Raw genomic sequence first — 24,123 nt, forward strand, 5'->3', positions numbered from 1 at the left:
TCACATGAAATGGATGATTCCAAAACAACACGGCGCTTGGTCGATGCTCATCTTACCGTTCTTACTCGGCGGCATTGTCGGCGGCTGGACACTCGCGCACATCCCGTTCGCCATCGCCTGGCTGTTCGTCTATATGGGCACATTTTTCTTGTTCCAATTCATCAAGCAACGGAAAAAATCGCAGCAGATGTTGCGCACGGTCATCACGTATTTGACGATTGCCACCGTCGCCGCCATCCCGGTGTTTCTGTCCGAATGGCGTCTCGTCTGGTTCGTCCTCGCGATGATTCCGTTTGGTTTGGTGAACGCCTATTTCGCCAAAATCAAGGACGAGCGCAACGTCTGGAATGACGTCAGCGCCGTCACCTCGTTTTGCATCGGTGGGATGGCGAGCTATTACCTAGGCGCGCGTACGCTCGACGCGACGATGGTGTGGGTATTCGTCTTGCCGTACCTCTATTTCCTCGGGAGTATCTTTTTCGTCAAGACGATGATTCGAGAGAAGAAGAGTGTGTCGTATCGCAATCTGTCTTGGGGATATCACGGCTTGCTCGTCGCCGTTTTCATCGTCCTTGGGTATCCGTTACTCACGCTCGCTTACGCACCAAGCCTAATCCGAGCGGTTGTCTTCTACGGTAAAAAGATCCCTATCATGAAGATCGGGATCGTCGAAATTGCCAATTCGGTGTTCGTGCTCGGGTGTCTCAGCTGGTATTTATTTTCTTAAGAAGGGGGAACCCTTCTTTTTTTAGTCGCTTGAAGCGGTGCTCGAGATGATGGCCACGGTTGCGGCAGCCGTCGCAGCTTGTTGCATGGCGAGCAAATGCGCGAACGTGCCGTGCAACAGTAAATCGCTCGCGTCTTCCTTGATGTTGTTTGCCGCGACGAGTTGCAAGGCGACGGTCAACGCGTGTGTGTGGAACCAGCGATGTTTTTCCTTCTCCGCGTTCGTGATGTCAATCAGGTCGCGTTCGTCATTGTCGTTCGGGACCGCGACGATGGCCAACAGGGCGAGCGGTGGCAGATGTTCATTTTTGACGGCGATGGATTGTTTTTTTAGCCAGTTGTGCCAATCCAAGAAGCGGGTGACGACCTCATCTGGTGATAACTCACTAAAGGCGAATAAGTGCGAGACGAGTTGGAGTTCGTTCGAGCGGGGGAGCTGTGCTTTCAACGCTTCATAATACGTCTCAATCCGTTGACTCAACGCATCGTGGTCATCGAACGCTTGAACGAGAACGAGGGCGGACAACAGGTCTTCTTCACTCGTCAGCCAAGGATGATTTCGTTTGAACGTCTGATAGAGTGCGCTCGCCTCGTCGAGTCGGCGTTCGGGCTCATCAACGTTAATCAGTTGGCTCGCGATAAAGGGCCGTAACATACTGAAGCGGAAGTGCTTTCGGTCGAGCAACGTGTCGAGCCGGAGTACCTCGTCGATGGCCGGTTCGATGTCTTCATACTTGGCGTCGAGAAACGACAGCCAGACGAAATTATTGCTGCCGCGAAATTTTGAGAACATGCCGGTCTTTTGTTTCAGAACCGCTTGAGCGTGTTCGAACCGTTTCGAATCGAACGGGGCATCGTGCATGGCGTAGTTGATTGCCATCAAACGTCGGAAATCGTCAGTGAACCATTTTGTCGCCCCCCTGATTCCTTCGAGTGCTTCGAGGTAATGGGTGTAACGTGTCATCATCAGCAATTCCTCCTTTTTCTCCTTATACGAGTCCGCTCGAAAGAATGATTCAAAAACAGCCGCCCTGGATTCGTCCGGGGCGGCTGTTTGTTATTGGACTTGCGTATACAACTTCTGCATGTACTCGTTCACTTCGTCGGCCGCTTGGAACATCATGAATGAATGTTGCAAGATGATCTCTGGTGAGAAACCGAGGTCGAGGTCGAGTGTCGAGGCGAGTGTGACATCGCGATCGCTGTCGAGTACACAACGGAAGTATTTGAACTCCTGGTTGAACTCGTTCAAGGCATTAAGAATCGGTAAATCTTCTACGTAATCTGGGACGTGCGTGACGGTAGCAGCGTACAACTCAGCATCTGTCGTCTTTTTGTTAAAAGCGATAATCATAACGGGCTGAGCCCCGGATTTTGTTGTTTCACGCGTCAAGAACGTGACGTGCGTTTCAGTGTCGCTCTCTTTGAACGTCATGTTACGTTCAGCGGCGAGCGCTCTAAATGATTCTACTTTTTCTTCGAAGTTCACAAGGAAATCCCCCTTAGTAAGTCGTTACTCTAACTTTCTCCCATTTGGACAGGGAAAGCAAGGGGAACTAGCGTTTCATCAACATTTTAATGGCTTCTTCCACCGTTTCGGACGTATCTTCGCCATCTGCTTGAGCGGTGATGATACATTGTTCCAAGTTCTTAGCCACAATGATAGTCGAAGCGCGATCGAGTGCGGAACGTGCGGCACTTAATTGCGTCACGACATCGCGACATTCTTTTCCTTCCTCCATCATCCGGATGATGGCACGAATTTGTCCTTCCACTCGTTTCATGCGATTCAATACTTTTGCATCGTATACATACGGTTCCATATCATTCACCTCTATAGGAAAAATTGTTCAGTTACCCAACTATTTATTGTGTAGGCTCATCTTAATACATGGGGGAGTATGTGTCGAGCATCAACTATCCAAATGGATGATGTTGAAAAATTCGACATTTCGTCAAACTTATTTCTTGCAATTAAATACCTAAGGGGGTATATTAATGACGCGGAAGCGAAATGTTCAACAAATCACAAACTTGTTGAACGCCAGCAACCAAGCCGAATGGTATAAATTGAATTGAAAAAAGAAAGGTAGATCAACGATGAAAGCATCCGCTTTAAAACGTCAAATGGACTTTGAAGTGCCTGTAAATATCGTCGACGTCCGAGAACGTGACGAGTTTCAAGAAGCACATATTGAAGGCGCGAAAAACTATCCGTTATCCGAAATGACAGAGTGGATCGACACGCTCGATCCAGCTGAAGAATATGTCGTTCTTTGCCGCTCAGGTGCGCGTAGCACGCAAGCGACTTGGCAAATGGAGGCGAAAGGCTATAAAGTGGTCAATATAGAAGATGGCTTGATGAGTTGGCCAGGAGAAGTCGTCAGAGGAGGAAATGGACAATGAGTAAAAAAATCGTAATCGTCGGTGGGGTGGCAGGTGGTGCATCTGCAGCTGCACGACTCCGTCGTTTGAATGAAGAGGATCACATCGTCATGTTCGACCGTGGAGAGTACATCTCGTTCGCGAACTGTGGTCTTCCATATTATATCGGGGACGTTATCCAAGACCGTCAAAAACTCCTCGTTCAAACCGTTGAAGGGATGAACAAGCGTTTCCAACTCGATATCCGCAATTTGACGGAAGTCGTCAAAATCAACCGTGACGAGAAAACGGTGACGGTGAAACACGTCCAAACAGGCGAAACGTATGACGAGTCATACGACGTCCTCATCTTGTCACCGGGAGCGAAACCGATTCGTCCAAACATCCCTGGAATCGACGAGGCAGAAGACATCTTCACGCTTCGCAACATTCCGGATACAGATAAAATCCGTGGCTACGTCGATGACAAGGCGCCGAAGCATGCGACCGTGATTGGTGGAGGCTTTATCGGGATCGAGATGGCAGAAAACTTACGTGAGCGTGGCGTTGAGGTGACGCTCGTCGAGATGGCAGACCAAGTCATGACACCACTCGATCGTGAGATGGTGGCGCCGATCCATGAACACTTACGTCTTCACGGCGTCGAGCTTCAATTGTCTGATGGTGTTTCTTCATTCTCTGAAAAAGGGAAGAAGGTGCATTTGACGAGCGGTCGTGTCATCGATACAGATATGGTCATCATGTCGATCGGGGTTACACCAGAGTCGACGATTGCGCGTGAAGCAGGACTTGAAACAGGTACGCGCGGGGCAATCCGAGTAAACGAAAAAATGATGACATCTGACCCGTCGATTTACGCGATCGGGGACGCGGTCGAAGTACTCGACTATGTCTTCCAAGAGCCAACTGTCGTGCCACTCGCATGGCCAGCGAACCGTCAAGGCCGTCTCGTTGCCGATATCATTAACGGTCGTGACGTGAAATATAACGGAACGATGGGAACGGGAATCGCCAAAGTGTTTGATATGACGGTCGCATCGACAGGATGGAATGAAAAACGGTTGAAGGCGGCTGGTAAGACGTATGAGGCTGTACATGTACATCCCGGTTCGCATGCGGGTTATTATCCAGGATCGACGCCGGTGTCACTCAAACTCTTGTTCCATCCGACAACGGGTGAGATTTACGGTGCGCAAGGCGTTGGGATCAATGGAGTCGACAAACGCATCGACGTCATTGCGACGGCGATGAAGGGCGGTTTGACAGTCCTCGATCTACCTGACCTTGAGCTCAGTTACGCACCACCGTTCAGCTCGGCGAAAGATCCGGTCAATATGATCGGGTATGTCGCGTCGAACGTCGTCCACGGTGACAATGAAGTCGTGCATTGGGATGAAATCGATGAGCTCGTGGAAAATGGAGCGACGTTATTAGACGTTCGAGATGAATCCGAGCATGAACTCGGAAAGATTCCAGGGTCGATCAATGTACCACTCAACTCATTACGAGAAAACTTGGACAACTACGACCGGAATGAAACCATTTACGTGACGTGCCAAGTCGGTCTTCGTGGCTATCTCGCATCACGCATCTTACGTCAAAACGGCTTCAAGGTGAAAAACTTGAGCGGTGGCTACAAGACGTGGTCGCAAATCAATCGTGATTTCGAGGCGCTTGAAGAAGCGAACACATCAAATGAAACAGCGGCTACCGTTGTAGAAGAGGAGCCAACACAAATGACAAATGCACCAATCGGGGAAGCGGTCGTGTTAGACACATGTGGTCTACAATGCCCGGGACCTATTTTAGAAGTAAATAAGAAAGTCGCAGAACTCGGAGAAGGCGAAACGCTCCGCGTGCTCGCGAGTGACCCAGGATTCTTCGCAGACATCGAAGCATGGGCGAAGAAGACAGGAAACAAACTCGTCTCGAAACAATTCGTGAACGGACGCGTTGAAGCCATCCTTCAAAAAGGACAAGGTCCGGCTGTACCACAAGCGGGCGCACCAGCAGGAGACGGTGCATCAATGGTCGTCTTCAGCGGAGACCTCGATCGCGCACTCGCATCCCTCATCATTGCGCAAGGTGCTGCCGCCATGGGGAAAGACGTGACGATGTTCTTCACATTCTGGGGACTCAACGTCATCCGCAAACCGGACGCGCCGGAAGTGAAAAAGCAAGGTCTTGAGAAAATGTTCGGCATGATGATGCCAGGGCATGCCGGCGAACTTCCACTTTCGAACATGAACTTCGGTGGTGTCGGTCAAAAAATGATGAAGAAAGTCATGAGCGATAAGAACGTTCCTTCTGTCGAAGAAATGATCAAGTCGGCGCAAGAAGCGGGCGTGAAAATGGTAGCTTGCACGATGTCAATGGATGTCATGGGGATCAAAGAAGAAGAGTTGATTGATGGGGTCGACCTTGGTGGTGTGGCAGCGTATCTCGGCGCAGCAGAAGGCGGTAACCTAAACCTCTTTATCTAAACGGAATAGAAAACGAGTCGGATTGCGATGCGCTCCCCGGCTCGTTTTTTGCTTTTAGAAAGAGTCGAGGTGATATTGAAAAACGAATTAATATTGCAATTTTCGTATAATTTACCTATAATTCAATTCATGTTAAGAAAGTTGACATGACTTTTTCTATTGAGATTTTTAGAGTGATGGAGGATTAGTATGGAGAAATTGGTAGAGAAACTCGTTTCGCAAGCGAACGATTTGTTGTGGTCGCAAGTGCTCATCGTTGTACTTGTTGCTTTAGGTCTTTATTTTACAGTTCGTATGGGCTTCGTTCAGTTCCGCATGATTCCTGAAATGTTCCGCCTCTTGTTCAAAGAGGGCACAGCACGTGAAAAAGGCCAAGTGTCTTCGTTCCAAGCTTTCGCAATCGGAACGGCAGCTCGTGTAGGGACGGGTAACATTGCCGGTGTGGCGACAGCGATTGCGCTAGGTGGCCCAGGAGCAGTTTTCTGGATGTGGCTCATTGCGTTGATTGGGGCAGCATCTGCATTCGTCGAAAGTACGTTGGCACAAGTGTACAAGATTCGTGATGGACGCACATGGCGTGGGGGACCTGCCTACTATATGGAGCGTGCGCTCGGTCAACGCTGGCTAGGTGTCTTGTTCGCGATTTTAATCACGTTCTCATTCGGATTCGCGTTCAACTCGGTACAGTCGAATACGATCTCACTCTCCGTGAGTAACCAGTTCGGGATCAGCACAACAGTCGTTGGGGTCGTCCTCGCGATTGTGACGGCAATTGTCGTTTTCGGTGGGATCCAATCGATCGCACTCTTGTCGAGTATCATCGTACCGGTCATGGCAGGTGGCTACATCTTACTCGCGATTTGGATTATGGTGACGAACGTTTCCCTTCTACCAGACGTCTTCAACCTCATCTTCTCAGAAGGAGTCCTCGGAATTGAGCAACTCTTCGGAGGAGCGATCGGCGCCATGGTACTTCAAGGGATTCGTCGAGGTCTCTTCTCGAACGAAGCGGGTATGGGTTCTGCACCGAACGCCGCTGCGACAGCGGAAGTATCGCACCCTGTCAAACAAGGACTGATTCAATCGTTTAGCGTATTTGTCGATACATTGTTCGTTTGTACATCGACAGCGATGATCATCTTGATTTCAGGCGTAGCCGGTTCAAAGTCTTTCGCGGGTGTCGAATTGACGCAAGCCGCGTTGACAGCAGAAATCGGTTCGGTCGCTACATCGTTCTTGACGATTGCGATTTTCCTATTTGCGTTCAGTTCGATTCTTGGAAACTATTACTACGGTGAGACGAACATCCAGTTCATCTCGGATAAGAAAATCTATGTCACGCTCTATCGCATCGGTGTTGTCGGCATGGTCTTGTTTGGTGCAGTCCGCTCTGCCGGCCTTGTTTGGTCGATTGCTGACGTGTTCATGGGTCTCATGGCACTCGTGAACTTGTATGCCATCTTCCGCTTGGCGAAAGTGGCTCGCGCCGTTCTCGATGACTACTTGGCACAGCGACGCGAAGGAGAAGACCCAGTTTTCTATGTCGACTCGGTTGAAAATCTTCCTGGTCGTGAATACATCGAAGCTTGGGAAAGCGAAACAGAGGAACAACAAACAGGAACAAGTCGTTCTTGATATAAGGAACCGTCTACGAATTCAAGTAGGCGGTTTTTTTACACATATAAGACGGGTAATGTCATAAAAAGGGGGCGTTCATGTATGGAGACGACGCATTATGTACGTGTTTCCCCAGAAGTTTGGGTGTCATTTAATCAGGATCCGGAGATGATTTTAGACTGGTTGATTCATATGCATGAGCAATATCGGGATCGGGACGATACGCTGACGCTTCCGAATGTGGAACCGTTTCAACGCGTACTTAGTCAAATCGAGGTATATATCGACGGGGCCGACACGTATAACATGGAAATGGCGCTCGTCGGCGAAGAGTTGATTGTCAATGAGGCGCAGGCGGTCGTGGTCGGTATCTTGACCCCGCAGTTACTTCATATCGTCAAAGATACGTTGCATGCGTTCGGGCGAGATGATGTGAAAGACATGGCATTCGTTGCAAAAGATGAATTCGAGATGATTTGGGAAGATTGGACCCGGTTGCAACAGTTTTGTGAGATCGCTTCGTCCCAGGAAGAACTCGTCTTGATTTATTATGAATGAAAGTGAATTCCCGTGGTATACTGTTAATAAATGGTATAAAGGGGATTTGCTCATGGATGTGTTCGGCACACTCATCTGGCTCGGGATACTCATCAATCCGTTTCTTGCGTATCAAACGAAAATCAAGCCGCTTTATCGCATCACACTCATCTCATTCATCGTATTCTTCATGACGTGGGGGTATGCTGTGACGGGAGGGGTGGCACCGGTGCTATTCGATACAGTTTGGAACGTCCTTCTTATCGCGTATGTCGGTCTTTTAGTATTGAATAGTTATGTGGTCAGCAAACGATTCGTTCCACAGATGACATGGGTTCGTTTTGGTGCAATCGCACTGATTGGCGTTGGTGTCAGTCAAGCGTGGTTAGGACTGAGTACAGGAGAGTGGACACGATCATTCTTCATGGACGGGGACTTCTGGATGATGAGCGTCATCGTATCGCTACTGCTCCTGCTTCTTGTCACGATGAAGATGTTAGACCGACGAATAGAAGTATAAAAAAATCCCGAAACGAGTTGATTCGTTTCGGGATTTTGATTATTTCAACGCTGTCTCAAGTGCCTTGACGTTTTCACGCATCAAGTCGAAGTAGCTCTTGTCCATCTGTTCTTTCGTGACCGATTCCAAGTTATAGATCGTCACGCTCTCTGCGCCGATCTCTTGTTTCACGACTTCGGCCACTTTTGGTGTGACCGTGTCTTCAAATGCGATATAGTTCAAGTCATGGAGACGGGCTTCCTCGATGATCCGTTTGAGAGCTTGTTGTGACGGCTCTTCAGACGGTGTAAGTCCGGCAATCGGCAACTGATCGAAACCATAGCGTTCAGCCAAATAGCCGTATGCGGCATGCGTTACAAGTAACTCGGATTTCGAACCGTTCTCGACCGCTGCCTTCAATTCCGCATCGAGGGCGTTCGCTTCGTCTTTGAAGGTGCTTAATCGTTCTGCGAACTCATCCTTATAGTCGGGTGCTTCCTCACTGAATGCGGCTTCGACCGCTTCTGCCATCGATACAGCATTCGTTGGATCGAGCCAAACGTGAGGGTCATACTTTCCGTGGTCATGCTCATCTTCCGAATGTGATGCTTCTTCGTTAGCATGCTCGTCCTCAGAATGCCCTTCGTCTTCAGCATGTCCTTCTTCTTCATGGACATGGACGGTATCCGCCGCATCGAGTAACTTCACGTTCTCGGCTGTTTTGACGAAGGCGACGTTCTGACCCTCTAAACTCTTCTCCATAGACTCGACGTAAGGTTCAAGGTCATGACCAATCGTCAAAAAGAGGTCGGCTTCTGCGATTTGTGTCATTTGCTTTGAAGTTGGCTCATACGTATGCGGATCAGCCCCAGGTGGAATGACCATCTCCACGTGGACGCGGTCGCCACCGATTTCTTCGGCTAATGATTTTAATGCAAACGTTGAAGCGAAGACGGTCAGTTGACCATCTGTCGATTCAGATGCGTTATCTCCTTCGGTATTTCCACACGCACCAAGTAAAAGCGTACCGGCTACGACTGCGCCTAACCAAGTTTTCTTCATCTTCCATCTTCCACCTTTCAAGTTATCTGAATATTAAATCGTAACTGTTACGTTTTATGACTGCGAGTAATATTATAGTGTGACCTTTGGAGCACGTCAAGTCCGACTTCTGATGGATAGATTTTTGAAAAAAGCGGGAATATGATTAAAAAAAGGAACGAGGAGTGGATTGTATGAGAAAGGAGACTGCCTGGTTTGTCGGGGGCGCGGCGATTGCTGCGGCGACGGCAGCCGGGGCTAGCGTGTGGAGTCAGTACGGGTCCCTTGTCAGATGGCAAGAACCCAAGTTGCCGATTCAACCGACAACACGCCGGCGCCACACGTACACGTATAAAATTGTTCACGATCGTCCGCTCCAATTTGATTTGTATCTCCCCCCTGGGGAGGGACCCTTCCCGGTGGCGGTATATGCTCATGGGGGAGCGTTCGTCAGAGGGAATCGGAGTATGGTGACCCTGTTTCATCCGTTGCTCGACCACTTTTTGGGGAAAGGGATCGCGGTCGTCAGCATCGATTACCGTCTATTTGAAGACGGGGTGTACTTCCCTGACAATATTTTTGATGTTTCTGATGCCCTGTGCTATTTGAAACAACATGAATCGCTGTTGACGCTAGATACAAGTCAACTACTCGTTTGGGGGGACTCAGCAGGCGCCGCGCTCATGCTTGCGGCTGCGCTCGATCGTCATCGACAATTTGCGGGCGATTTGGGAGACGACCTCCCGACCATCAAAGGGGTCATCGCCTTGTATCCACCGACAAACTTTTTATTGTTCAAATTTATCCAGACGTGGCTCGCTCACTTAAAGTTCTATGAAGGAAGCCGTGAGGAATGGCGTGAGTTGATGGTAAAATGCTCCCCGGTCTCCCATCTATATGCCGATGCCCCGCCGATTTTACTGCTACACGGGAAGAAAGATCCGATTGTCCCGTTCGGCCAAGCGCTTCACTTCGTCGAACATGCGAGTGACGTCGGCGCGAACGTTCAACTCATCTCCTTTCCGAATGGAACCCACTCGCTGGCGAGCTTCCTTCAATCGGATAATCCAATCAAAGAAGAGCAACTCATGGCCAGAATCAATCGTTTTATTGAAGAATGTCTCGGATGACGTTGCGATTTTTAGGGAAGATGGTACGATGGGGGATGATTGAAAGAGTAAGGAGTGGAAGTAGTGACAGAGTTATGTTTAGTCAGACACGGTCAGACCGATTGGAACCGTTTAGAAATTATTCAAGGGCGTGAAGATAACCCGTTGAATGCACTCGGACGTCAACAGGCAGAGGAGAGTGCAGCTTTTTTGAGTCAGGAGAAGTGGGACGTCATCGTCTCGAGTCCCTTGTCACGTGCGGTTCACACCGCGCAAGCCATTGCGACAGCCTGTGGCATCGAACATAAAGCGATTCTGCTAGATGAGCGTTTCATTGAACGTGAATTCGGAGCGGCATCCGGGCAACCCGTGAAAGGGATTTACGAGGCGGTTCAAGCGGATGACCAGAATCAGATTCCGGGTCTCGAAACGGAAGACGAGATGCGTACACGGGTCTTAGAAGGAATGAATCATTTGGTGGATACGTATTCTGGCAAACGCATCATTGTCGTCTGCCATTCTCATGCAATCAAAGCGGCGCTTTCTGCCATCGATGGGGCATATACGTTCCGTCACGCCATGCGAAACGCCTGCTCGAACTATATCACCCATCAACAAGGTCGGTTTGAAGTGAAGGCGGTCAACGTGGCTGACCATATCACCGATCCGACCATTATGAAATGAGGAGAATGTCATGACGACCTTACTATGGGTATTCATTATCGCATCATTCGTGGTCGCTTTTGCAGGACTCATCTATCCAGTCATCCCGAGTGTCTTGTTCTTGTTCATCGGATACATGATTTATGGATTCGGTTTTTCATTTGAACCGTTGACTTGGACATTCTGGGTATGGCAAACGGTCTTCCTCATCTTCTTGTTCGGGGTCGACTATGTCGTCACGCGGGCTACAGTGGATAAGCGAGGCGGCTCGGAGCGTGCGAAATGGGGCGCGACAATCGGCTTGATTGCAGGGCCGTTTATTTTCCCGCTCGTCGGGGTTTTGATTTTCCCGTTCATCTTCGCTTTCTTGGCGGAGTTGACACTCGGGAAGACGACACGTGAAGCGTGGAGCATCGGCGTCGGCACCGTTCTCGCCTTTCTCGGCAGCACGCTCTTAAAAGTGATCGGGATGACGATGATGATCATCCTATTCTTTATCTACGTGTGAGGCGGAGATGTTTCTCCGTCTTTTTAGTTTGAAAGGTGAATGGTTTTGGGGAAAGAAAAACAGGTCATCCGATTATTCAAATGACCCGGTTTTGACCAATTGATTGAAAGCGGAGCGACTGAACGATTGTTGCATTTCGACTTTTTTCTCGAAGAAGGCGGGCTTTAAATTCGAGGTGGCGACGCCATCTTGGATCAACGAATCGAGTACTTGCTTCGTCGCGTCTTGTTTCGGCATCAACATGAGTCCTTCAGCGACGAACGTATGATGGTCGTTCAAGGCCCTCTCGCTCGTGAACGTCAGTGCGAGCGCAGCCGGGGCGTTCGTTGGCGACGTGATGACGGCTTCAGCGAGGATGAGGATGCGTTTGTTTAAGTAATGATGGAGCGTGACAGCCGACTCGGTCGGCACGAGCATTTCGAGGAGCCATTCTGAATCGTGCTCCTTCGAGATGATTAACCCATCGAGTAAATCGATCGGTAAATTCAGTTCATTGCCGTATTCGTCTTGGACGAGTCGGACTTGGACGAGGCGAAACGTTTTCATGGGATCGTTCCTTTCCGCGTTTTCTTTAGACCATCTTAACACAGTCTGAGGAATAGAATGTGTTAAGATAACGGGGAAGAAACAGAAAAATAGAGAGTGAGGGAGGCATCAAGATGAGTTGGGTTGTTGGCGTAATCGGGTATGTGACGATTCTCGCAATCGTCTATTATGGTGTCCTTTTCTTCAAAGTGAAACGGGAGCGGAGTCGGGCCGGCTATCGGATTTTTCTCTTGCTTGCCGGATTGTTTTTAGTCAGTGGGAGCGATTATATCATTGCGTTGTTCCAAGGAGACACCGAAGCGACGTTTTGGCAACGGACCGTCTATTTTGTCTTGATATTGCTCTCTTTGTCGATGGCGCTTTACTTTCGGAGAAAAGAAGATCAAAGCCAAGCAGGCGAGATGACAATGGTATAAAAAAACGGCTGTGGGTATGCACCCACAGCCGTTTTTTTTATTTTGGTACCCGCGTTTTGCGAATCATATCGAGTTTTAAATCCCATAGTGACTTGCTGAACGTCACCGAATACACTTCTGGTAAACGGAGACGCTTGTACTCTTCCCACAATCCGTTCATCTGCTCGTGATGATATGCACGAATCTCACTTGTGCTTGGAAGGTCGTATACGCGTTTCCCATCAAGGAAGATTGGTTGTAACAAACGTTTCACGTTGAAGTTACGTGTCTTGATCTTGAAGGCCGGGTCACGGACGTCAATCAAGTCGATCTCGGTGTACGATTCGACCGGTTCATCGGCGAGGGCGATATAGTCGCCTTTGAACTTTTTCGTTTCGTTGTCGATGATGCGATACAACTCTTTCTTGTGAGGAGTCGTCGTCTTCACCTTGGAAGAAGATACTTTGATGACCGGCTTTAATTCACCAGATTCATCCTCACGCGCGACGAGCTTATAGACCATCCCGAGTGCCGGCTGCTCGTAAGCCGTGATGCCGCGTGTCCCAACGAGGAACGTATCGGCCTCTGCGCCTTGCATCCGTAAGTCCTGGATGACATACTCATCCAAATCCCCAGAGACGACGATTTTGACGTAGTCGAGCCCTGCTTCATTCAACGCCTTCCGGGCACGCTTCGACAAGTAGGCGAGGTCCCCAGAGTCGAGTCGTACTGACTTGAGACGATGGCCCTTCGCCTCGAGCTCTTTTGCGACCGTAATCGCGTTCGGCAGACCAGACTTGAGTGTGTCATACGTATCGATGAGAAGGCTTGTGTTGTCCGGGTACATCTCAGCGAACGAACGGAATGCGCTCAATTCATCATCGTGGAACTGAATGTCGGCATGCTCCATCGTTCCTCCTGTCGGGACATCAAAGTCACGACCGGCTGACACGAGACTTGTCACGTCGAAACCAGCGATGTAAGCCGCACGTGTTCCGTAGTAAGCCGCATCGACACCTTGCGCGCGACGAGCTCCTCCTTCAAGGAGTGTCTCGTTCGGAGCAGCCTGACGAATGCGTGCATACTTCGTGGCAATGAGTGATTCGTGGTTCGCGATATTGAGTAGCGCCGTTTGGAACAGCTTCGCTTCAAAGATGGTCGATTCAATCCGAACGACTTGTTCATGTGGGAAGATGACTTCTCCTTCGCGAACACTATATAGTGAACCAGTGAACTTAAAGTTCCGTAAGACGTCTTCGAATTCATCTTCGAATCCGAGTTGCTCTTTCAAATAGGTGATGTCCGCCTCCGTAAAGGAGACGTTCTCTAAGTAGTGAACGATATTCTCGAGTCCGGCGAAGACGACATAACCACCACTAAATGGATTCGAGCGATAGTAAAGGTCGAAGACGACCTTTTCATTATGGCGACCTTGCTTCCAGTAAATATACATCCAACGTGGAAGATAAAGATCTGTGTGAAGGGCTAAATTACGATGTAACATATGATTTCCTTTCTGTTTTACGTCACTTTCCGACGACTGTCGCACCGAGTGTTGTGACGAAATGTTCGAGCGCCCATTCATGGCCGACCGGGTTGAAGCTTTGAACGGCATCGGCATGGACGACGATTTGATAACCGAGGTTGTAGGCATCTACGGCTGTATGGAGTACACAAATATCCGTGCAGACACCGACGAGATGAACTTCTGTGATTCCGCGTTCCCGAAGACGCAGGTCAAGGTCAGTTCCGGCAAAGGCACTATAACGTGTCTTATCAATCCAGTGGTCTGCCTGTTTCGCAGCTTCCTTCACAGAACCGTACAACTCACGGCCCTCTGTCCCGCGGATATTGTGCGGTGGGAACAACGTCGTTTCAGGGTGGAACGTGTCACCTGCATCATGGACGTCGTTCGCGATGACGACATAGTCATCCGTTGCGAATGTCCCAATCAATTCGACGATCCGTTCTTCAATCTCTTGCCCGGGTTTCCCACAAGTCAAACGACCACTGTCTGCGATAAAATCAAATGTATAATCAATAACAATCAATGCGCGCATGGGAGATGCTCCTCTCTCGTAATGAAAATGATGGCTGTCCATCTCATTCTAATTCATTATACATCATGCACGGAAGATTATTTTTCTTCGGTTTGGGTAGATTAAGACAGTAGACTGTATAGGGAAAGGGGATTGTGACGATGGTATTATCGCAAAGTGAATTGACAGAGGAACTGTCACGGTTGAACGGTTGGGAAGAAGTGAACGGGGAGATTCAAAAGACGTATCGGCTGGAAACATTTCCGGAGGCCATTCAGTTCGTGCATCTTGTAGCAGATTTGGCTGAATCGCTCGATCATCATCCGAACATCTTGATTGAATATCGGAACGTGACATTGACCGTCTCGACCCATGACGAAGGGGGCATTACGGAGAAAGACATCACACTCGCGAAAGGGTGTGAGGAACTTGTCTAAGCTCTATATGACTTTTGCGTCAGGCAGCGTGGCGGAGCGTCTTCGAAAGGAGCCAGGCGTCATCGCGGCGAATGGACACGAAACGATTTTGCTCGCAGAAGGAGAGAAGTCTCCGTTCAAGAGCGGTAAAGTGTTTGAAATTGAAGAGGCGTCGGGCGAATTCGTGAAAAAAGGGAACATTTTATACGCAAACGTTCCGGCAGATGAGAATGCCCGCTCCCTGTTGTTTCACCACTTGTTGACGGAAAAGGCGCCACTCGGTGTCAGTCATGATGGGTTTTCGGCATACCGATTAGGTGTCGACCCGGATGATAATCATGCCGTCGTCTTTATTCAGTTCACGTCTGGTGGGAAACACTTTCGTGATACAGCGGACTATGCAATCCTTGAAGACCGCTTGAAGCGAGCGGTCGAACAGCGCGGTGCAGGTCCCGTCATAAAACACTATGTCGTCAGTGAGTCAGATAATCTATAATAAAAGATAACGTCATGTTAGGGGAGGATTTTTATGAACAAGAATTATTTCTGGTTGGGGATGGCTGCGGGTGCGGTAATCGGCGCAGCAGCATCACTTCTCCATAGCGAAACGCGCGATCAACAAGTGAGACAACTGAAAGGCATCAAGTCGAAGTTGAAATCATCGAATACGTCGACTGAGGCACATGCGGTCGGTCTACAAGCGTCATCGAAAGGCAACTTGAAAGACCGTGTCATGGAATGGAAATCGCTTTACGAAGAAAACCAAGATACGATTCAAAACCTCGTCGAAGACGTGAAAGACTTAGTGGATGCGCTTCAAGAGGCTCGTCATAAAAATCAAATCTAATCAAATGGCCAAGCGATTTCGCTTGGCCATTTTTCGTACCTTCTTTATAAGAACTGTGCCAATAATCCGAAGATGGCCAGTCCGATGATGATGTAGAAAAACCACTTTCCGTCCCCGGAATGAATGACAGGGGGCGTGTACGAACGTTGCTTATACTTCCCGTAGCGCATCGGGCGCGTATACGGGACGGTGAAACGTGAGAGTGGGATGGCAAGTAAGAATCCGGCCAAGAACCCGTACACATGTCCCCAAAGGGAAACGTTCGAACCAATCAATGTGAAAACGGCACTGATAGCGACGAAGATGTAGACCAAGCGGGCATCTTGGCTGTACATCAACGTGCGACGGAAACGACCGATGAATACGTAGAATCCGAGAATGGCCAAGATGGCGCCTGACGCCCCGGCTTGTAGATAAAACAAGTTACTGACAGTGAAATACGTGAGCAGGTTGGCGAGCGCTCCAGCGAATACATAAAACAAGGCAAATTTCACGTGTCCGACCATTCGTTCCATCGCCGGTCCGAAGATGATCAGTGCGAACGAGTTGAACAGCAAGTGACCGAGACTCAAATGAATGAAGTTGGCCGTGACCAAGCGGTACCATTGTCCGTCCGCGAGTGCCAAATGGAACGACCCTCCCGTCGCCACGATTCGTAAACCAGGAGCGAAAGAATCGATGACAAACACAAGGAGTTGGATTACAATGAACAGCGTTACGAGTGGATATGCCCGTACAAACGTTTGAACATTTTCCGTACGACTAAACATAACATCACCTCTTTCCTCAATTGTATAAGGAAACGGGGAAAAAAGGAAAGGAGCGAGTGTCCTGTGATTGTAGGAATCGGAGTCGATATCGTCGAGCTTGATCGGATGGCTCGCTCGATGAAACAACCACGTTTTTTAAAACGGCTGCTCACCGATGCGGAATATGAACTGTCTCAACAGTATCCGCTCCCGCGTCAAATCGAGTTTGTCTCGGGTCGCTTTGCCGCGAAAGAAGCTTACGCCAAGGCAATCGGGACTGGCATCGCACACGGGTTATCCTGGCGTCATATTGAAATTTTACCGGATGAGACGGGTCGACCTGTCATGACCGCGCCGTTTGCGGGGAAAATCCATGTCAGCATCAGCCATAGTCAAACATACGCCATCGCACAAGTCATCTTAGAAGAGGAGGGACATCATGTTTCGTCCTAGTCGAATCGAGATTGATCGGGCGTCCATCGTCCATAATATAAAAGAATTAACGAGACGGATTCCGCAGGACCTCATGGCGGTCGTCAAAGCGAATGCCTACGGACATGGGGCCATCGAAGTGGCGAAGATCGCCCTGGAGAACGGAGCGACGATGCTCGGGGTCGCGTTACTCGAGGAAGCGCTCGAACTCCGCGATGCGGGAATCGAAGCACCGATTCTCGTCATGGAAGCGCAATTCCCTGAATATGCCGGAGTGGCGGCAGAACAGGGGATCACGTTGTCCGTATTTTCTGCCGAATGGTTACGAGAGGCAGCTCCATATATAGAAGAAAAGCCGTTGACGGTTCATATCAAAGTCGATACCGGGATGGGACGCCTCGGACTTCGTACCCGTGAACAGTTGGATGCCTTACTTGAAGAAGCGACCGATTCGTTTGTGGTGGAAGGAATCTATACCCACTTCGCAACGGCGGATGAGCTCGATAGCAATCTGTATTATACACAGCAAGAGCGGTTCGAGCGTTTGATGGATGGTCTCCACGAGCGGTTCCGCTATATCCATACGTCGAACTCGGCCGGGGCCATCCGAATGGCCGGACGAGATGTTCCTTATAATCTGGTTCGTGTCGGCATCGCGCTCTATGGGTTATATCCGTCACGTGAGATGGAGACGTTCTATTCGTTCCTGCGCCCGGCCTTCACGCTAAAAAGTCAGCTCATGCAGGTGAAGCGGCTAGAGGCAGGTCAGACAATCAGTTACGGCGCGACGTATACAACGTCAGCCGATGAATGGATTGGTACCGTTCCGGTCGGATATGCGGACGGCTGGTTACGAAAGGCGAGCGGATTTGAAGTGGAGGTCAATGGGATTCGTTGTCCGATCGTGGGACGCGTCTGTATGGACCGCTTCATGATCCGACTTCCAAAGGAGTTTCCTGTAGGGACGGACGTGACCCTTGTCGGTGGAAACGTCGCCATTGATGAACTCGCCTCATATCTTGGGACGATCAACTATGAGATCGTTTGCCAATTCACGAGCCGATTGCCACGTCTTTATGTGTGAATCATAAATCGTGTGAAATTATCTGAATTCTTTCTCGATTTCTCTATATTTTCCCATTCCCGCGTGTTATATTGATAAAGAACGCGGGAGAATTTCCGCCAGTCCATGAAACGATTCTGGAGGTGTAAGATGTTGAAGCAGCGAACTGCGGGTGCGCTAGCGTCCGTCCCAGATCGGTTCTCGCAACAAGGGGGTCCGATTTCGATGAAAGACCGTGAAACACTGTCCTTGAACGATGTAGTGACATACTTGTCTAAAGAAATTGCTGATCGACAACAAACACTGCGTGAAGAATTGGCGAGAGGCTATCAAGAGATGGCCGCGTTTAACTTGAATATGGCAGAAGAGATGCTAATGATTGAAACCGAAGCCGAACACGCTCTCTTACGTCAAGTAAGTGGGGTGTGAGCAACGTGATCGTAAAGCGTGGTGACGTGTTTTATGCGAATCTGTCGCCCGTAGTCGGCTCAGAGCAAGGTGGCGTTCGACCCGTTCTCATCGTACAGAACGACATCGGCAATCGCTTTAGCCCGACCGTCATTGTCGCTGCGATTACAGCTCAGATTCAAAAAGCAAAACTGCCGACTCATGTGGAAGTATATCAAGAGAAGCACGGACTCGAACGAGATTCTGTGATTTTGCTTGAACAGATTCGAACGATTGATAAGCGTCGTCTGACGGATAAAGTCACTCATCTCGATGATGAGACGATGCATAAAGTGGACAGAGCGCTAGAGATCAGTATGGGATTGATCCCTCTCTAGCCTTACATAGATAAGACTGGTACATAGGTATCGGTCTTTTTTTAAACTTTTTAAAAAAAGTGGTTTAAGATTTTGTTAGAGGGGAATTTAAGTTAATCGTACTCAATTTTTCTGTACGGACATTTAGGAGGGAATAGACGATGGATTTAGCGATTCGCGAGCAAGTCATTGGAGAACAATTACACCTTTACGTATCCGGAGAAGTGGATACATATACTGCACCAAAATTGAAAGAAGTATTGCATCCGGCCATCAGTGAGCAAGATGTGGTCGTTCATTTAGACGAAGTGGAGTATATGGATTCGACAGGTCTTGGCGTGTTCGTCGGGGCATTAAAGATTGCCACGCGTAACGAAAAAGAGTTGTCACTTGTCGGAGTCACAGACCGAGTCAATCGTCTGTTCGAATTGACGGGTCTTCACAAACTTCTTTCTATTAATTCGAACGTAAGAGGTGGCACGCAATGAATAATGTTGAACAGACGGTCATGACGTTCCCGGCCAAACCCGAATATGTCGGTGTGGTTCGATTAGTCGTTTCAGGAATCGCTAACCGTATGGGATATACGTACGACGAGATCGAAGATATTAAAATCGCGGTCTCGGAAGCATGTGGCAACGCCGTCCAACATGCTTATGACGATCATCAAGATGGAGAGGTCAAACTCGCTTGTGGCGTCTATGCAGATCGTCTTGAAATCACGATTGAGGATTCCGGCAAGACGTTCGCAGATGATGTGAAGCGTCAAGCCGCTCCGGTCGAAGAGACGACCGAAATTGAATCGCTCCATGAAGGAGGACTTGGTCTCTTCTTGATCGAAGCATTAATGGACGATGTCTCGATCAATAAAGACAACGGTGTCAAAGTGACGATGACAAAACTCCTCAATAGGGACGAGGTGGATCAGAGTGCCAGCAAAATCTCAACAACGCCATCACAGTGATGACGAGGTACTAGAGTGGATTGAACGCTATCAACAAGACGATCAAAACGAAGAAGTGCAAATGCTCCTCATCAACCGCTATTCTGACCTCGTTGAAGCACTCGCGCGTAAATTCTCGCGTGGTCGTGCGATTCATGACGATCTCGTACAAGTTGGGATGATTGGGTTATTGGCGGCACTTCGTCGATTTGACCCGGAATTTGGTCGTAGCTTCGAATCGTTTGCTGTCCCGACCATCATCGGCGAAATCAAACGATTTATTCGCGACAAGACGTGGAGTGTCCACGTGCCACGTCGAATCAAAGAACTCGGTCCAAAAATTAAGAAGACAGTCGAGGAGTTGACGACCGAATTACAACGTTCGCCACGAATCGATGAAATTGCCGATCATCTCGGCGTTTCCGATGAAGAAATTCTCGAAACGCTCGAGATGGGCAAAAGTTATCAAGCCTTGTCGGTTGATAGTTCAATCGAAGCGGATAACGAAGGTAGTACGGTCACATTACTCGACTTGGTCGGTAGCCAAGAGCGCGGGTACGAATCAGTCGATCAGCGTCTCATTTTAGAGAAAGCGTTCAATGTCTTAAACGAGCGTGAACGCGCCATCTTGGAATGCGCCTACTATAAGAATATGAGTCAAAAAGAGACAGGAGAACTTCTTGGAATCTCGCAGATGCATGTGTCCCGTTTGCAACGGCGAGCACTCGAAAAGCTGCGTGAAGCCATCAAGGTCCCACTCAATGAAGTATTCTCAAGCGATGACTAATCGAGTCATCGCTTTTTTGTTTGAATGTTTGCTACACTTTGAAAGAGATCAAAAAAGGAAGTGATTCAAGTGATTACGAAAGTGGCTAACGCGTTAAACTTGAAAGTGAACCAAGTCGAGACGGTTCAGCAGCTCGCATCTGAAGGGGCAACGATTCCGTTCATGGCCCGTTATCGGAAGGAAATGACGGGGAATTTGGACGAAGTTGAAATTAAAGGAATCTTGGATGCTCTTCAATATGAAGAGAGCCTGCAAAAACGCAAGGCGGATGTCCTGGCTAAATTAGAAGAGTTGGAAAAAAACACGCCTGAACTAACGAAAGCGTTAGAGGCGGCGACAACCCTTCAACAAGTGGAAGACATCTACTTGCCCTATCGTCCAAAACGACGCACGAAAGCAGAACAGGGACGTGAGAAAGGACTGCAGCGGCTTGCGGACTGGTTCCGGGACAAATCACCCTATTCTTCGGACAAGGTAAAAGAACTTTCTCAAGACGTCAAGGTGGAAGAGGCGTTGCCGCTCGTTCATGCGATCATCGGCGAAGAATGGGGCGAAGAAGCGAAACTGCGCCAGATGCTTCGCGATCGTGTACGAAAAGAAGGACTCTTGCGCTCGAAGAAGAAAAAACAAGCGGAAGACGAAAAAGAGATTTTTGCGCAGTATTATGAATATGAAGAGAAGATTGCTGGCATTGTCCCGCACCGTGTACTCGCCTTGAACCGTGGGGAACGCACGGACGTGCTCCAAGTGAAGGTGGTGTTTAACGAGTCGCGCTTCATGGATCAAGCCCTCCGTACATACGAACGACTTCCGAAAGAAAAGCGTGAGGTTGTCGAGGTAGCTGTGACGGAGGCGTACAAGAAGTCGGTCTTCCCCGCCATCGAACGAGAGATTCGTGGGGAGCTGACAGAAAAGGCAGAAGAGCAGGCGATCGATGTCTTCTCAAAAAACTTGAAACAACTCTATATGCAACCGCCCCTTCGAGAGGTCGTCGTCCTAGGAATCGACCCGGCTTATCGAACTGGTTGTAAATGGGCAGTCGTCAATGAGATTGGGAAAGTCGAAGAAGTCGGCGTCTTCTATCCGACTGCACCGAAACACGATATCGCCGGTGCTGAAAAAGTACTGACGAGACTCGCGAAGAAATATCCAATCTCGGTCATCGTCGTTGGAAACGGAACCGCCTCACGGGAGACGGAACAATTCGTCGCCGACTGGTTGAAGAAAGCGGAACGTGATATTGCTTACGCGATTGTGAACGAAGCGGGGGCAAGTGTCTACTCGGCATCGGAAGTCGCACGAAGTGAATTCCCGGATTTGAAAGTTGAGGAACGGTCAGCCGTTTCGATTGCACGTCGAATTCAAGATGCGATGGCGGAACTTGTCAAAGTCGACCCGCAATCAGTCGGTGTCGGACAATATCAGCATGACGTCAGCCAGAATAAACTGAAAGCCTCCTTAGAGTTCGTCGTCGAGAGCGTGGTCAACATGGTCGGGATCGATGTGAACCGTGCTTCCGAGTCTTTATTGACGTACGTCTCAGGACTCAATAAAACGACGGCGAAAAATATTGTGGCATATCGTGAAGAGAATGGACGCTTTGAAACGAGAAAGGAAATTAAGAAAGTACCTCGTCTCGGAGCGAAGGCGTTTGAACAGGCGGCTGGATTCTTACGGATCATGAACGGGAAAGACGTTCTCGACCAGACGGAGATTCACCCAGAAAGCTATCCACTTGCGTTATCGATTTTAAAAGAGATCGGTTCTTCAAAGTCAGAGGTCGGTACGGCCGCGCTTCGAGAACGATTGCAACAAGTCGATGCCAAAGCTTTGAGTGAACAACTAGAAGCGGGGCTTCCGACAGTCGAAGACATTTTGAAGTCATTAGCCAAACCAGGTCGTGACCCACGAGAAGATATCCAGAAACCATTACTACGCACGGACGTCATGAGTCTCGAAGACCTTCAAGTCGGCATGGAATTCCAAGGAACCGTTCGAAACGTTATTGATTTTGGCGCGTTCGTTGACATTGGGGTGAAACAGGATGGTTTGGTCCACATTTCGAAATTATCGAATCGATATGTGAAGCATCCATTGGATGTCGTGGCGGTTGGTGACATCGTGACCGTGTGGATCGAACAAGTCGATGTGAATCGGGGACGGATCAGTTTAACGATGCTTGCACCGAACGTTAAATAAGAAGAAACTCGAATCAGGTAAAATGTTTTTCATTTTACCTGATTTTTTTTAAAAAAAGTGTTGACGGTCTTTTTTTACCGTGTTATCTTATAGAAGTCGCCGAGAGACGGCATGCGAAATAAAAGTTTTTCTAAGAAAGTGATTGACAGGTTTCTGGTTTGCGGTTACAATTTAAATCGTTACTTCGATAATTTCAAGCAACGTTCCGCAATAGCTCAGTGGTAGAGCAACCGGCTGTTAACCGGTAGGTCGTAGGTTCAAATCCTACTTGCGGAGCCATTTTATTTTGGAGACGTACCCAAGAGGCTATAAGGGGCTCCCCTGCTAAGGGAGTAGGCTGGGAAACCGGTGCGAGGGTTCGAATCCCTCCGTCTCCGCCACTTAAATTACTTAGAAGACACATACACTGGCCCGTTGGTCAAGCGGTTAAGACACCGCCCTTTCACGGCGGTAACACGGGTTCGAATCCCGTACGGGTCACCATATATGGAGGATTAGCTCAGCTGGGAGAGCACCTGCCTTACAAGCAGGGGGTCGGCGGTTCGATCCCGTCATCCTCCACCATTTCAAATAAAAACGTAATCTGGTCTTGTGGTGTAGGGGTTAACATGCCTGCCTGTCACGCAGGAGATCGCGGGTTCGAATCCCGTCAAGACCGCCATTTACGTTGGGCTGTAGCCAAGTGGTAAGGCATCGGATTTTGATTCCGACATGCGAAGGTTCGATCCCTTCCAGCCCAGCTTTTTATTTGAGTCATTAGCTCAGTTGGTAGAGCATCTGACTTTTAATCAGAGGGTCGCAGGTTCGAGCCCTGCATGACTCACCATTTTCTTTTTTAACTTTATACGCTGCGGTCGTGGCGGAATCGGTAGACGCGCTAGGTTGAGGGCCTAGTGGTGGTTAACACCGTGGAGGTTCAAGTCCTCTCGACCGCACCATATGCACCCTTAGCTCAGCTGGATAGAGCGTTAGACTACGAATCTAAAGGCCGGGAGTTCGAATCTCTCAGGGTGCACCATTCTTTTTATGGGCCTATAGCTCAGCCGGTTAGAGCGCACGCCTGATAAGCGTGAGGTCGGTGGTTCGAGTCCACTTAGGCCCACCATTTAAACTGACGAACTTTGAAAACTGAACGATGAGGCAAAAAAAGTTTTACCATTTTTGAATGAAGCGCAAGCTTCGTCAATTTAAGAGCTATATCAAATTCTTTGGAGAGTTTGATCCTGGCTCAGGACGAACGCTGGCGGCGTGCCTAATACATGCAAGTCGAGCGCAGGAAGCCGTCCGAACCCTTCGGGGGGACGACGGTGGAATGAGCGGCGGACGGGTGAGTAACACGTAAAGAACCTGCCCATAGGTCTGGGATAACCACGAG

Annotated in this window: 29 protein-coding genes, 10 tRNA genes and 1 rRNA gene; 32 read left to right on the forward strand and 8 right to left on the reverse strand. The window is 49.1% G+C overall.

What is annotated here, in order from left to right; genetic code table 11:
• The first annotated feature begins 4 nt into the window (after positions 1-4).
• Complete coding sequence (locus tag KNO73_RS10850; protein WP_215112480.1) at positions 5-727, forward strand: YwiC-like family protein; 723 nt, start codon at positions 5-7, stop codon at positions 725-727.
• A 21-nt stretch (positions 728-748) separates the two neighbouring features.
• Here KNO73_RS10850 and KNO73_RS10855 read toward each other — a convergent pair whose 3' ends face one another.
• The 3 genes from KNO73_RS10855 to KNO73_RS10865 form a co-directional block, all read right to left on the reverse strand.
• On the reverse strand, positions 749-1,693 hold the full coding sequence (locus KNO73_RS10855) for a DUF4003 family protein (RefSeq protein WP_240499775.1): 945 nt from the start codon (positions 1,691-1,693) through the stop codon (positions 749-751).
• A 90-nt stretch (positions 1,694-1,783) separates the two neighbouring features.
• Positions 1,784-2,215, reverse strand: a complete 432-nt coding sequence (locus KNO73_RS10860) for a type III secretion system chaperone family protein (protein ID WP_015880528.1) — start codon at positions 2,213-2,215, stop codon at positions 1,784-1,786.
• Between the two features lie 67 nt (positions 2,216-2,282).
• Positions 2,283-2,549: a metal-sensitive transcriptional regulator gene (locus KNO73_RS10865; protein ID WP_015880529.1), complete on the reverse strand. Its 267-nt coding sequence runs from the start codon at positions 2,547-2,549 to the stop codon at positions 2,283-2,285.
• A gap of 277 nt (positions 2,550-2,826) precedes the next feature.
• On the opposite strand from KNO73_RS10865, the gene KNO73_RS10870 reads away from it, so the two are divergent.
• The 5 genes from KNO73_RS10870 (at position 2,827) to KNO73_RS10890 (ending at position 8,268) form a co-directional block, all read left to right on the forward strand.
• Positions 2,827-3,132, forward strand: a complete 306-nt coding sequence (locus KNO73_RS10870) for a rhodanese-like domain-containing protein (protein WP_015880530.1) — start codon at positions 2,827-2,829, stop codon at positions 3,130-3,132.
• Entirely contained in the window at positions 3,129-5,594 is a 2,466-nt protein-coding gene (locus KNO73_RS10875; protein WP_215112481.1) for a CoA-disulfide reductase, read from the forward strand. The genes KNO73_RS10870 and KNO73_RS10875 overlap by 4 nt, the downstream gene beginning before the upstream one ends.
• A gap of 189 nt (positions 5,595-5,783) precedes the next feature.
• Positions 5,784-7,229, forward strand: a complete 1,446-nt coding sequence (locus tag KNO73_RS10880) for an alanine/glycine:cation symporter family protein (protein ID WP_215112482.1) — start codon at positions 5,784-5,786, stop codon at positions 7,227-7,229.
• An 84-nt stretch (positions 7,230-7,313) separates the two neighbouring features.
• Entirely contained in the window at positions 7,314-7,769 is a 456-nt protein-coding gene (locus KNO73_RS10885) for a hypothetical protein (protein ID WP_031424431.1), read from the forward strand.
• A 52-nt stretch (positions 7,770-7,821) separates the two neighbouring features.
• Positions 7,822-8,268 carry a hypothetical protein gene (locus KNO73_RS10890; RefSeq protein WP_215112483.1) on the forward strand — a complete coding sequence of 149 codons (447 nt, stop codon included), beginning with the start codon at positions 7,822-7,824 and terminating at the stop codon, positions 8,266-8,268.
• A 39-nt stretch (positions 8,269-8,307) separates the two neighbouring features.
• Here KNO73_RS10890 and KNO73_RS10895 read toward each other — a convergent pair whose 3' ends face one another.
• The gene (locus tag KNO73_RS10895; protein ID WP_078146150.1) at positions 8,308-9,309 is read right to left on the reverse strand and encodes a metal ABC transporter solute-binding protein, Zn/Mn family; all 1,002 of its coding nucleotides are present in this window, start codon (positions 9,307-9,309) and stop codon (positions 8,308-8,310) included.
• 173 nt (positions 9,310-9,482) lie between these two features.
• On the opposite strand from KNO73_RS10895, the gene KNO73_RS10900 reads away from it, so the two are divergent.
• From KNO73_RS10900 to KNO73_RS10910, 3 genes are all read left to right on the forward strand, one after another.
• A complete protein-coding gene (locus KNO73_RS10900; RefSeq protein WP_078146151.1) occupies positions 9,483-10,418 on the forward strand; it encodes an alpha/beta hydrolase in 936 nt (311 codons plus the stop codon).
• Between the two features lie 63 nt (positions 10,419-10,481).
• Entirely contained in the window at positions 10,482-11,081 is a 600-nt protein-coding gene (locus tag KNO73_RS10905) for a histidine phosphatase family protein (RefSeq protein ID WP_078146152.1), read from the forward strand.
• A 10-nt stretch (positions 11,082-11,091) separates the two neighbouring features.
• Positions 11,092-11,568 carry a DUF456 domain-containing protein gene (locus tag KNO73_RS10910; RefSeq protein WP_214731346.1) on the forward strand — a complete coding sequence of 159 codons (477 nt, stop codon included), beginning with the start codon at positions 11,092-11,094 and terminating at the stop codon, positions 11,566-11,568.
• Positions 11,569-11,640: 72 nt separating this feature from the next.
• Here the strand turns inward: KNO73_RS10910 and KNO73_RS10915 are convergent, their stop codons facing one another.
• Entirely contained in the window at positions 11,641-12,114 is a 474-nt protein-coding gene (locus KNO73_RS10915; protein ID WP_031424441.1) for a YwpF-like family protein, read from the reverse strand.
• A 113-nt stretch (positions 12,115-12,227) separates the two neighbouring features.
• Between KNO73_RS10915 and KNO73_RS10920 the strand changes: the two genes are divergently transcribed.
• Entirely contained in the window at positions 12,228-12,530 is a 303-nt protein-coding gene (locus tag KNO73_RS10920; RefSeq protein WP_031424443.1) for a 7TM diverse intracellular signaling domain-containing protein, read from the forward strand.
• Positions 12,531-12,567: 37 nt separating this feature from the next.
• Here the strand turns inward: KNO73_RS10920 and KNO73_RS10925 are convergent, their stop codons facing one another.
• Complete coding sequence (locus KNO73_RS10925) at positions 12,568-14,013, reverse strand: nicotinate phosphoribosyltransferase (protein ID WP_215112484.1); 1,446 nt, start codon at positions 14,011-14,013, stop codon at positions 12,568-12,570.
• 22 nt (positions 14,014-14,035) lie between these two features.
• Complete coding sequence (locus tag KNO73_RS10930; protein WP_074034877.1) at positions 14,036-14,569, reverse strand: cysteine hydrolase family protein; 534 nt, start codon at positions 14,567-14,569, stop codon at positions 14,036-14,038.
• A gap of 140 nt (positions 14,570-14,709) precedes the next feature.
• On the opposite strand from KNO73_RS10930, the gene KNO73_RS10935 reads away from it, so the two are divergent.
• The 3 genes from KNO73_RS10935 to KNO73_RS10945 are packed head-to-tail and all read left to right on the forward strand — an operon-like array spanning position 14,710 to position 15,811.
• Positions 14,710-14,985: a 4a-hydroxytetrahydrobiopterin dehydratase gene (locus tag KNO73_RS10935; RefSeq protein ID WP_078146155.1), complete on the forward strand. Its 276-nt coding sequence runs from the start codon at positions 14,710-14,712 to the stop codon at positions 14,983-14,985.
• A complete protein-coding gene (locus KNO73_RS10940; protein WP_230235411.1) occupies positions 14,978-15,460 on the forward strand; it encodes a hypothetical protein in 483 nt (160 codons plus the stop codon). The genes KNO73_RS10935 and KNO73_RS10940 overlap by 8 nt, the downstream gene beginning before the upstream one ends.
• A gap of 33 nt (positions 15,461-15,493) precedes the next feature.
• Positions 15,494-15,811, forward strand: a complete 318-nt coding sequence (locus tag KNO73_RS10945) for a hypothetical protein (RefSeq protein ID WP_015880545.1) — start codon at positions 15,494-15,496, stop codon at positions 15,809-15,811.
• A 44-nt stretch (positions 15,812-15,855) separates the two neighbouring features.
• Here KNO73_RS10945 and KNO73_RS10950 read toward each other — a convergent pair whose 3' ends face one another.
• Positions 15,856-16,581 carry a rhomboid family intramembrane serine protease gene (locus KNO73_RS10950; RefSeq protein ID WP_078146156.1) on the reverse strand — a complete coding sequence of 242 codons (726 nt, stop codon included), beginning with the start codon at positions 16,579-16,581 and terminating at the stop codon, positions 15,856-15,858.
• Between the two features lie 63 nt (positions 16,582-16,644).
• Between KNO73_RS10950 and acpS the strand changes: the two genes are divergently transcribed.
• From acpS to KNO73_RS11045, 19 genes are all read left to right on the forward strand, one after another.
• Positions 16,645-17,013 (forward strand): holo-ACP synthase, encoded by a 369-nt coding sequence (acpS, locus tag KNO73_RS10955; RefSeq protein WP_031424460.1) that lies wholly within the window; start codon positions 16,645-16,647, stop codon positions 17,011-17,013.
• A complete protein-coding gene (alr, locus tag KNO73_RS10960; RefSeq protein WP_215112485.1) occupies positions 17,000-18,076 on the forward strand; it encodes an alanine racemase in 1,077 nt (358 codons plus the stop codon). The genes acpS and alr overlap by 14 nt, the downstream gene beginning before the upstream one ends.
• Positions 18,077-18,205: 129 nt before the next feature.
• Positions 18,206-18,484 (forward strand): hypothetical protein, encoded by a 279-nt coding sequence (locus KNO73_RS10965; protein ID WP_078146158.1) that lies wholly within the window; start codon positions 18,206-18,208, stop codon positions 18,482-18,484.
• A gap of 5 nt (positions 18,485-18,489) precedes the next feature.
• Positions 18,490-18,840: a type II toxin-antitoxin system PemK/MazF family toxin gene (locus KNO73_RS10970; protein ID WP_026824472.1), complete on the forward strand. Its 351-nt coding sequence runs from the start codon at positions 18,490-18,492 to the stop codon at positions 18,838-18,840.
• A 140-nt stretch (positions 18,841-18,980) separates the two neighbouring features.
• Positions 18,981-19,307 (forward strand): STAS domain-containing protein, encoded by a 327-nt coding sequence (locus KNO73_RS10975; protein WP_015880558.1) that lies wholly within the window; start codon positions 18,981-18,983, stop codon positions 19,305-19,307.
• A complete protein-coding gene (gene rsbW / locus KNO73_RS10980; protein ID WP_015880559.1) occupies positions 19,304-19,783 on the forward strand; it encodes an anti-sigma B factor RsbW in 480 nt (159 codons plus the stop codon). The genes KNO73_RS10975 and rsbW overlap by 4 nt, the downstream gene beginning before the upstream one ends.
• Positions 19,749-20,549, forward strand: a complete 801-nt coding sequence (gene sigB / locus KNO73_RS10985; protein WP_015880560.1) for an RNA polymerase sigma factor SigB — start codon at positions 19,749-19,751, stop codon at positions 20,547-20,549. The genes rsbW and sigB overlap by 35 nt, the downstream gene beginning before the upstream one ends.
• A gap of 69 nt (positions 20,550-20,618) precedes the next feature.
• Positions 20,619-22,748: a Tex family protein gene (locus tag KNO73_RS10990; RefSeq protein ID WP_215112486.1), complete on the forward strand. Its 2,130-nt coding sequence runs from the start codon at positions 20,619-20,621 to the stop codon at positions 22,746-22,748.
• 204 nt (positions 22,749-22,952) lie between these two features.
• Positions 22,953-23,027: transfer RNA gene (locus KNO73_RS10995), tRNA-Asn, on the forward strand.
• 9 nt (positions 23,028-23,036) lie between these two features.
• A tRNA-Ser gene (locus tag KNO73_RS11000) sits at positions 23,037-23,128 on the forward strand.
• A 28-nt stretch (positions 23,129-23,156) separates the two neighbouring features.
• Positions 23,157-23,231, forward strand: a tRNA-Glu gene (locus tag KNO73_RS11005).
• A gap of 5 nt (positions 23,232-23,236) precedes the next feature.
• Positions 23,237-23,312: transfer RNA gene (locus tag KNO73_RS11010), tRNA-Val, on the forward strand.
• A 21-nt stretch (positions 23,313-23,333) separates the two neighbouring features.
• Positions 23,334-23,409, forward strand: a tRNA-Asp gene (locus tag KNO73_RS11015).
• Positions 23,410-23,416: 7 nt separating this feature from the next.
• A tRNA-Gln gene (locus KNO73_RS11020) sits at positions 23,417-23,488 on the forward strand.
• 10 nt (positions 23,489-23,498) lie between these two features.
• A tRNA-Lys gene (locus KNO73_RS11025) sits at positions 23,499-23,574 on the forward strand.
• Between the two features lie 24 nt (positions 23,575-23,598).
• Positions 23,599-23,686: transfer RNA gene (locus KNO73_RS11030), tRNA-Leu, on the forward strand.
• Positions 23,687-23,689: 3 nt separating this feature from the next.
• Positions 23,690-23,766, forward strand: a tRNA-Arg gene (locus KNO73_RS11035).
• 10 nt (positions 23,767-23,776) lie between these two features.
• A tRNA-Ile gene (locus tag KNO73_RS11040) sits at positions 23,777-23,853 on the forward strand.
• Positions 23,854-23,953: 100 nt separating this feature from the next.
• Positions 23,954-24,123, forward strand: a 16S ribosomal RNA gene (locus KNO73_RS11045); the annotation flags it as partial.

It is taken from the genome of Exiguobacterium sp. s83 (assembly GCF_018617095.1).
Taxonomy (GTDB): Bacteria; Bacillota; Bacilli; order Exiguobacteriales; family Exiguobacteriaceae; genus Exiguobacterium; species Exiguobacterium profundum.

What these genes read in the sequence shown, in the direction of transcription:
- KNO73_RS10850 (WP_215112480.1), top strand. Translation starts at nt 5, where the DNA reads ATGAAATGGATGATTCCAAAACAACACGGCGCTTGGTCGATGCTCATC.
- KNO73_RS10855 (WP_240499775.1), bottom strand. Translation starts at nt 1,693, where the DNA reads ATGATGACACGTTACACCCATTACCTCGAAGCACTCGAAGGAATCAGG.
- KNO73_RS10865 (WP_015880529.1), bottom strand. Translation starts at nt 2,549, where the DNA reads ATGGAACCGTATGTATACGATGCAAAAGTATTGAATCGCATGAAACGA.
- KNO73_RS10870 (WP_015880530.1), top strand. Translation starts at nt 2,827, where the DNA reads ATGAAAGCATCCGCTTTAAAACGTCAAATGGACTTTGAAGTGCCTGTA.
- KNO73_RS10875 (WP_215112481.1), top strand. Translation starts at nt 3,129, where the DNA reads ATGAGTAAAAAAATCGTAATCGTCGGTGGGGTGGCAGGTGGTGCATCT.
- KNO73_RS10880 (WP_215112482.1), top strand. Translation starts at nt 5,784, where the DNA reads ATGGAGAAATTGGTAGAGAAACTCGTTTCGCAAGCGAACGATTTGTTG.
- KNO73_RS10885 (WP_031424431.1), top strand. Translation starts at nt 7,314, where the DNA reads ATGGAGACGACGCATTATGTACGTGTTTCCCCAGAAGTTTGGGTGTCA.
- KNO73_RS10890 (WP_215112483.1), top strand. Translation starts at nt 7,822, where the DNA reads ATGGATGTGTTCGGCACACTCATCTGGCTCGGGATACTCATCAATCCG.
- KNO73_RS10895 (WP_078146150.1), bottom strand. Translation starts at nt 9,309, where the DNA reads ATGAAGAAAACTTGGTTAGGCGCAGTCGTAGCCGGTACGCTTTTACTT.
- KNO73_RS10900 (WP_078146151.1), top strand. Translation starts at nt 9,483, where the DNA reads ATGAGAAAGGAGACTGCCTGGTTTGTCGGGGGCGCGGCGATTGCTGCG.
- KNO73_RS10910 (WP_214731346.1), top strand. Translation starts at nt 11,092, where the DNA reads ATGACGACCTTACTATGGGTATTCATTATCGCATCATTCGTGGTCGCT.
- KNO73_RS10915 (WP_031424441.1), bottom strand. Translation starts at nt 12,114, where the DNA reads ATGAAAACGTTTCGCCTCGTCCAAGTCCGACTCGTCCAAGACGAATAC.
- KNO73_RS10920 (WP_031424443.1), top strand. Translation starts at nt 12,228, where the DNA reads ATGAGTTGGGTTGTTGGCGTAATCGGGTATGTGACGATTCTCGCAATC.
- KNO73_RS10925 (WP_215112484.1), bottom strand. Translation starts at nt 14,013, where the DNA reads ATGTTACATCGTAATTTAGCCCTTCACACAGATCTTTATCTTCCACGT.
- KNO73_RS10930 (WP_074034877.1), bottom strand. Translation starts at nt 14,569, where the DNA reads ATGCGCGCATTGATTGTTATTGATTATACATTTGATTTTATCGCAGAC.
- KNO73_RS10935 (WP_078146155.1), top strand. Translation starts at nt 14,710, where the DNA reads ATGGTATTATCGCAAAGTGAATTGACAGAGGAACTGTCACGGTTGAAC.
- KNO73_RS10945 (WP_015880545.1), top strand. Translation starts at nt 15,494, where the DNA reads ATGAACAAGAATTATTTCTGGTTGGGGATGGCTGCGGGTGCGGTAATC.
- KNO73_RS10950 (WP_078146156.1), bottom strand. Translation starts at nt 16,581, where the DNA reads ATGTTTAGTCGTACGGAAAATGTTCAAACGTTTGTACGGGCATATCCA.
- alr (WP_215112485.1), top strand. Translation starts at nt 17,000, where the DNA reads ATGTTTCGTCCTAGTCGAATCGAGATTGATCGGGCGTCCATCGTCCAT.
- KNO73_RS10965 (WP_078146158.1), top strand. Translation starts at nt 18,206, where the DNA reads ATGTTGAAGCAGCGAACTGCGGGTGCGCTAGCGTCCGTCCCAGATCGG.
- KNO73_RS10975 (WP_015880558.1), top strand. Translation starts at nt 18,981, where the DNA reads ATGGATTTAGCGATTCGCGAGCAAGTCATTGGAGAACAATTACACCTT.
- rsbW (WP_015880559.1), top strand. Translation starts at nt 19,304, where the DNA reads ATGAATAATGTTGAACAGACGGTCATGACGTTCCCGGCCAAACCCGAA.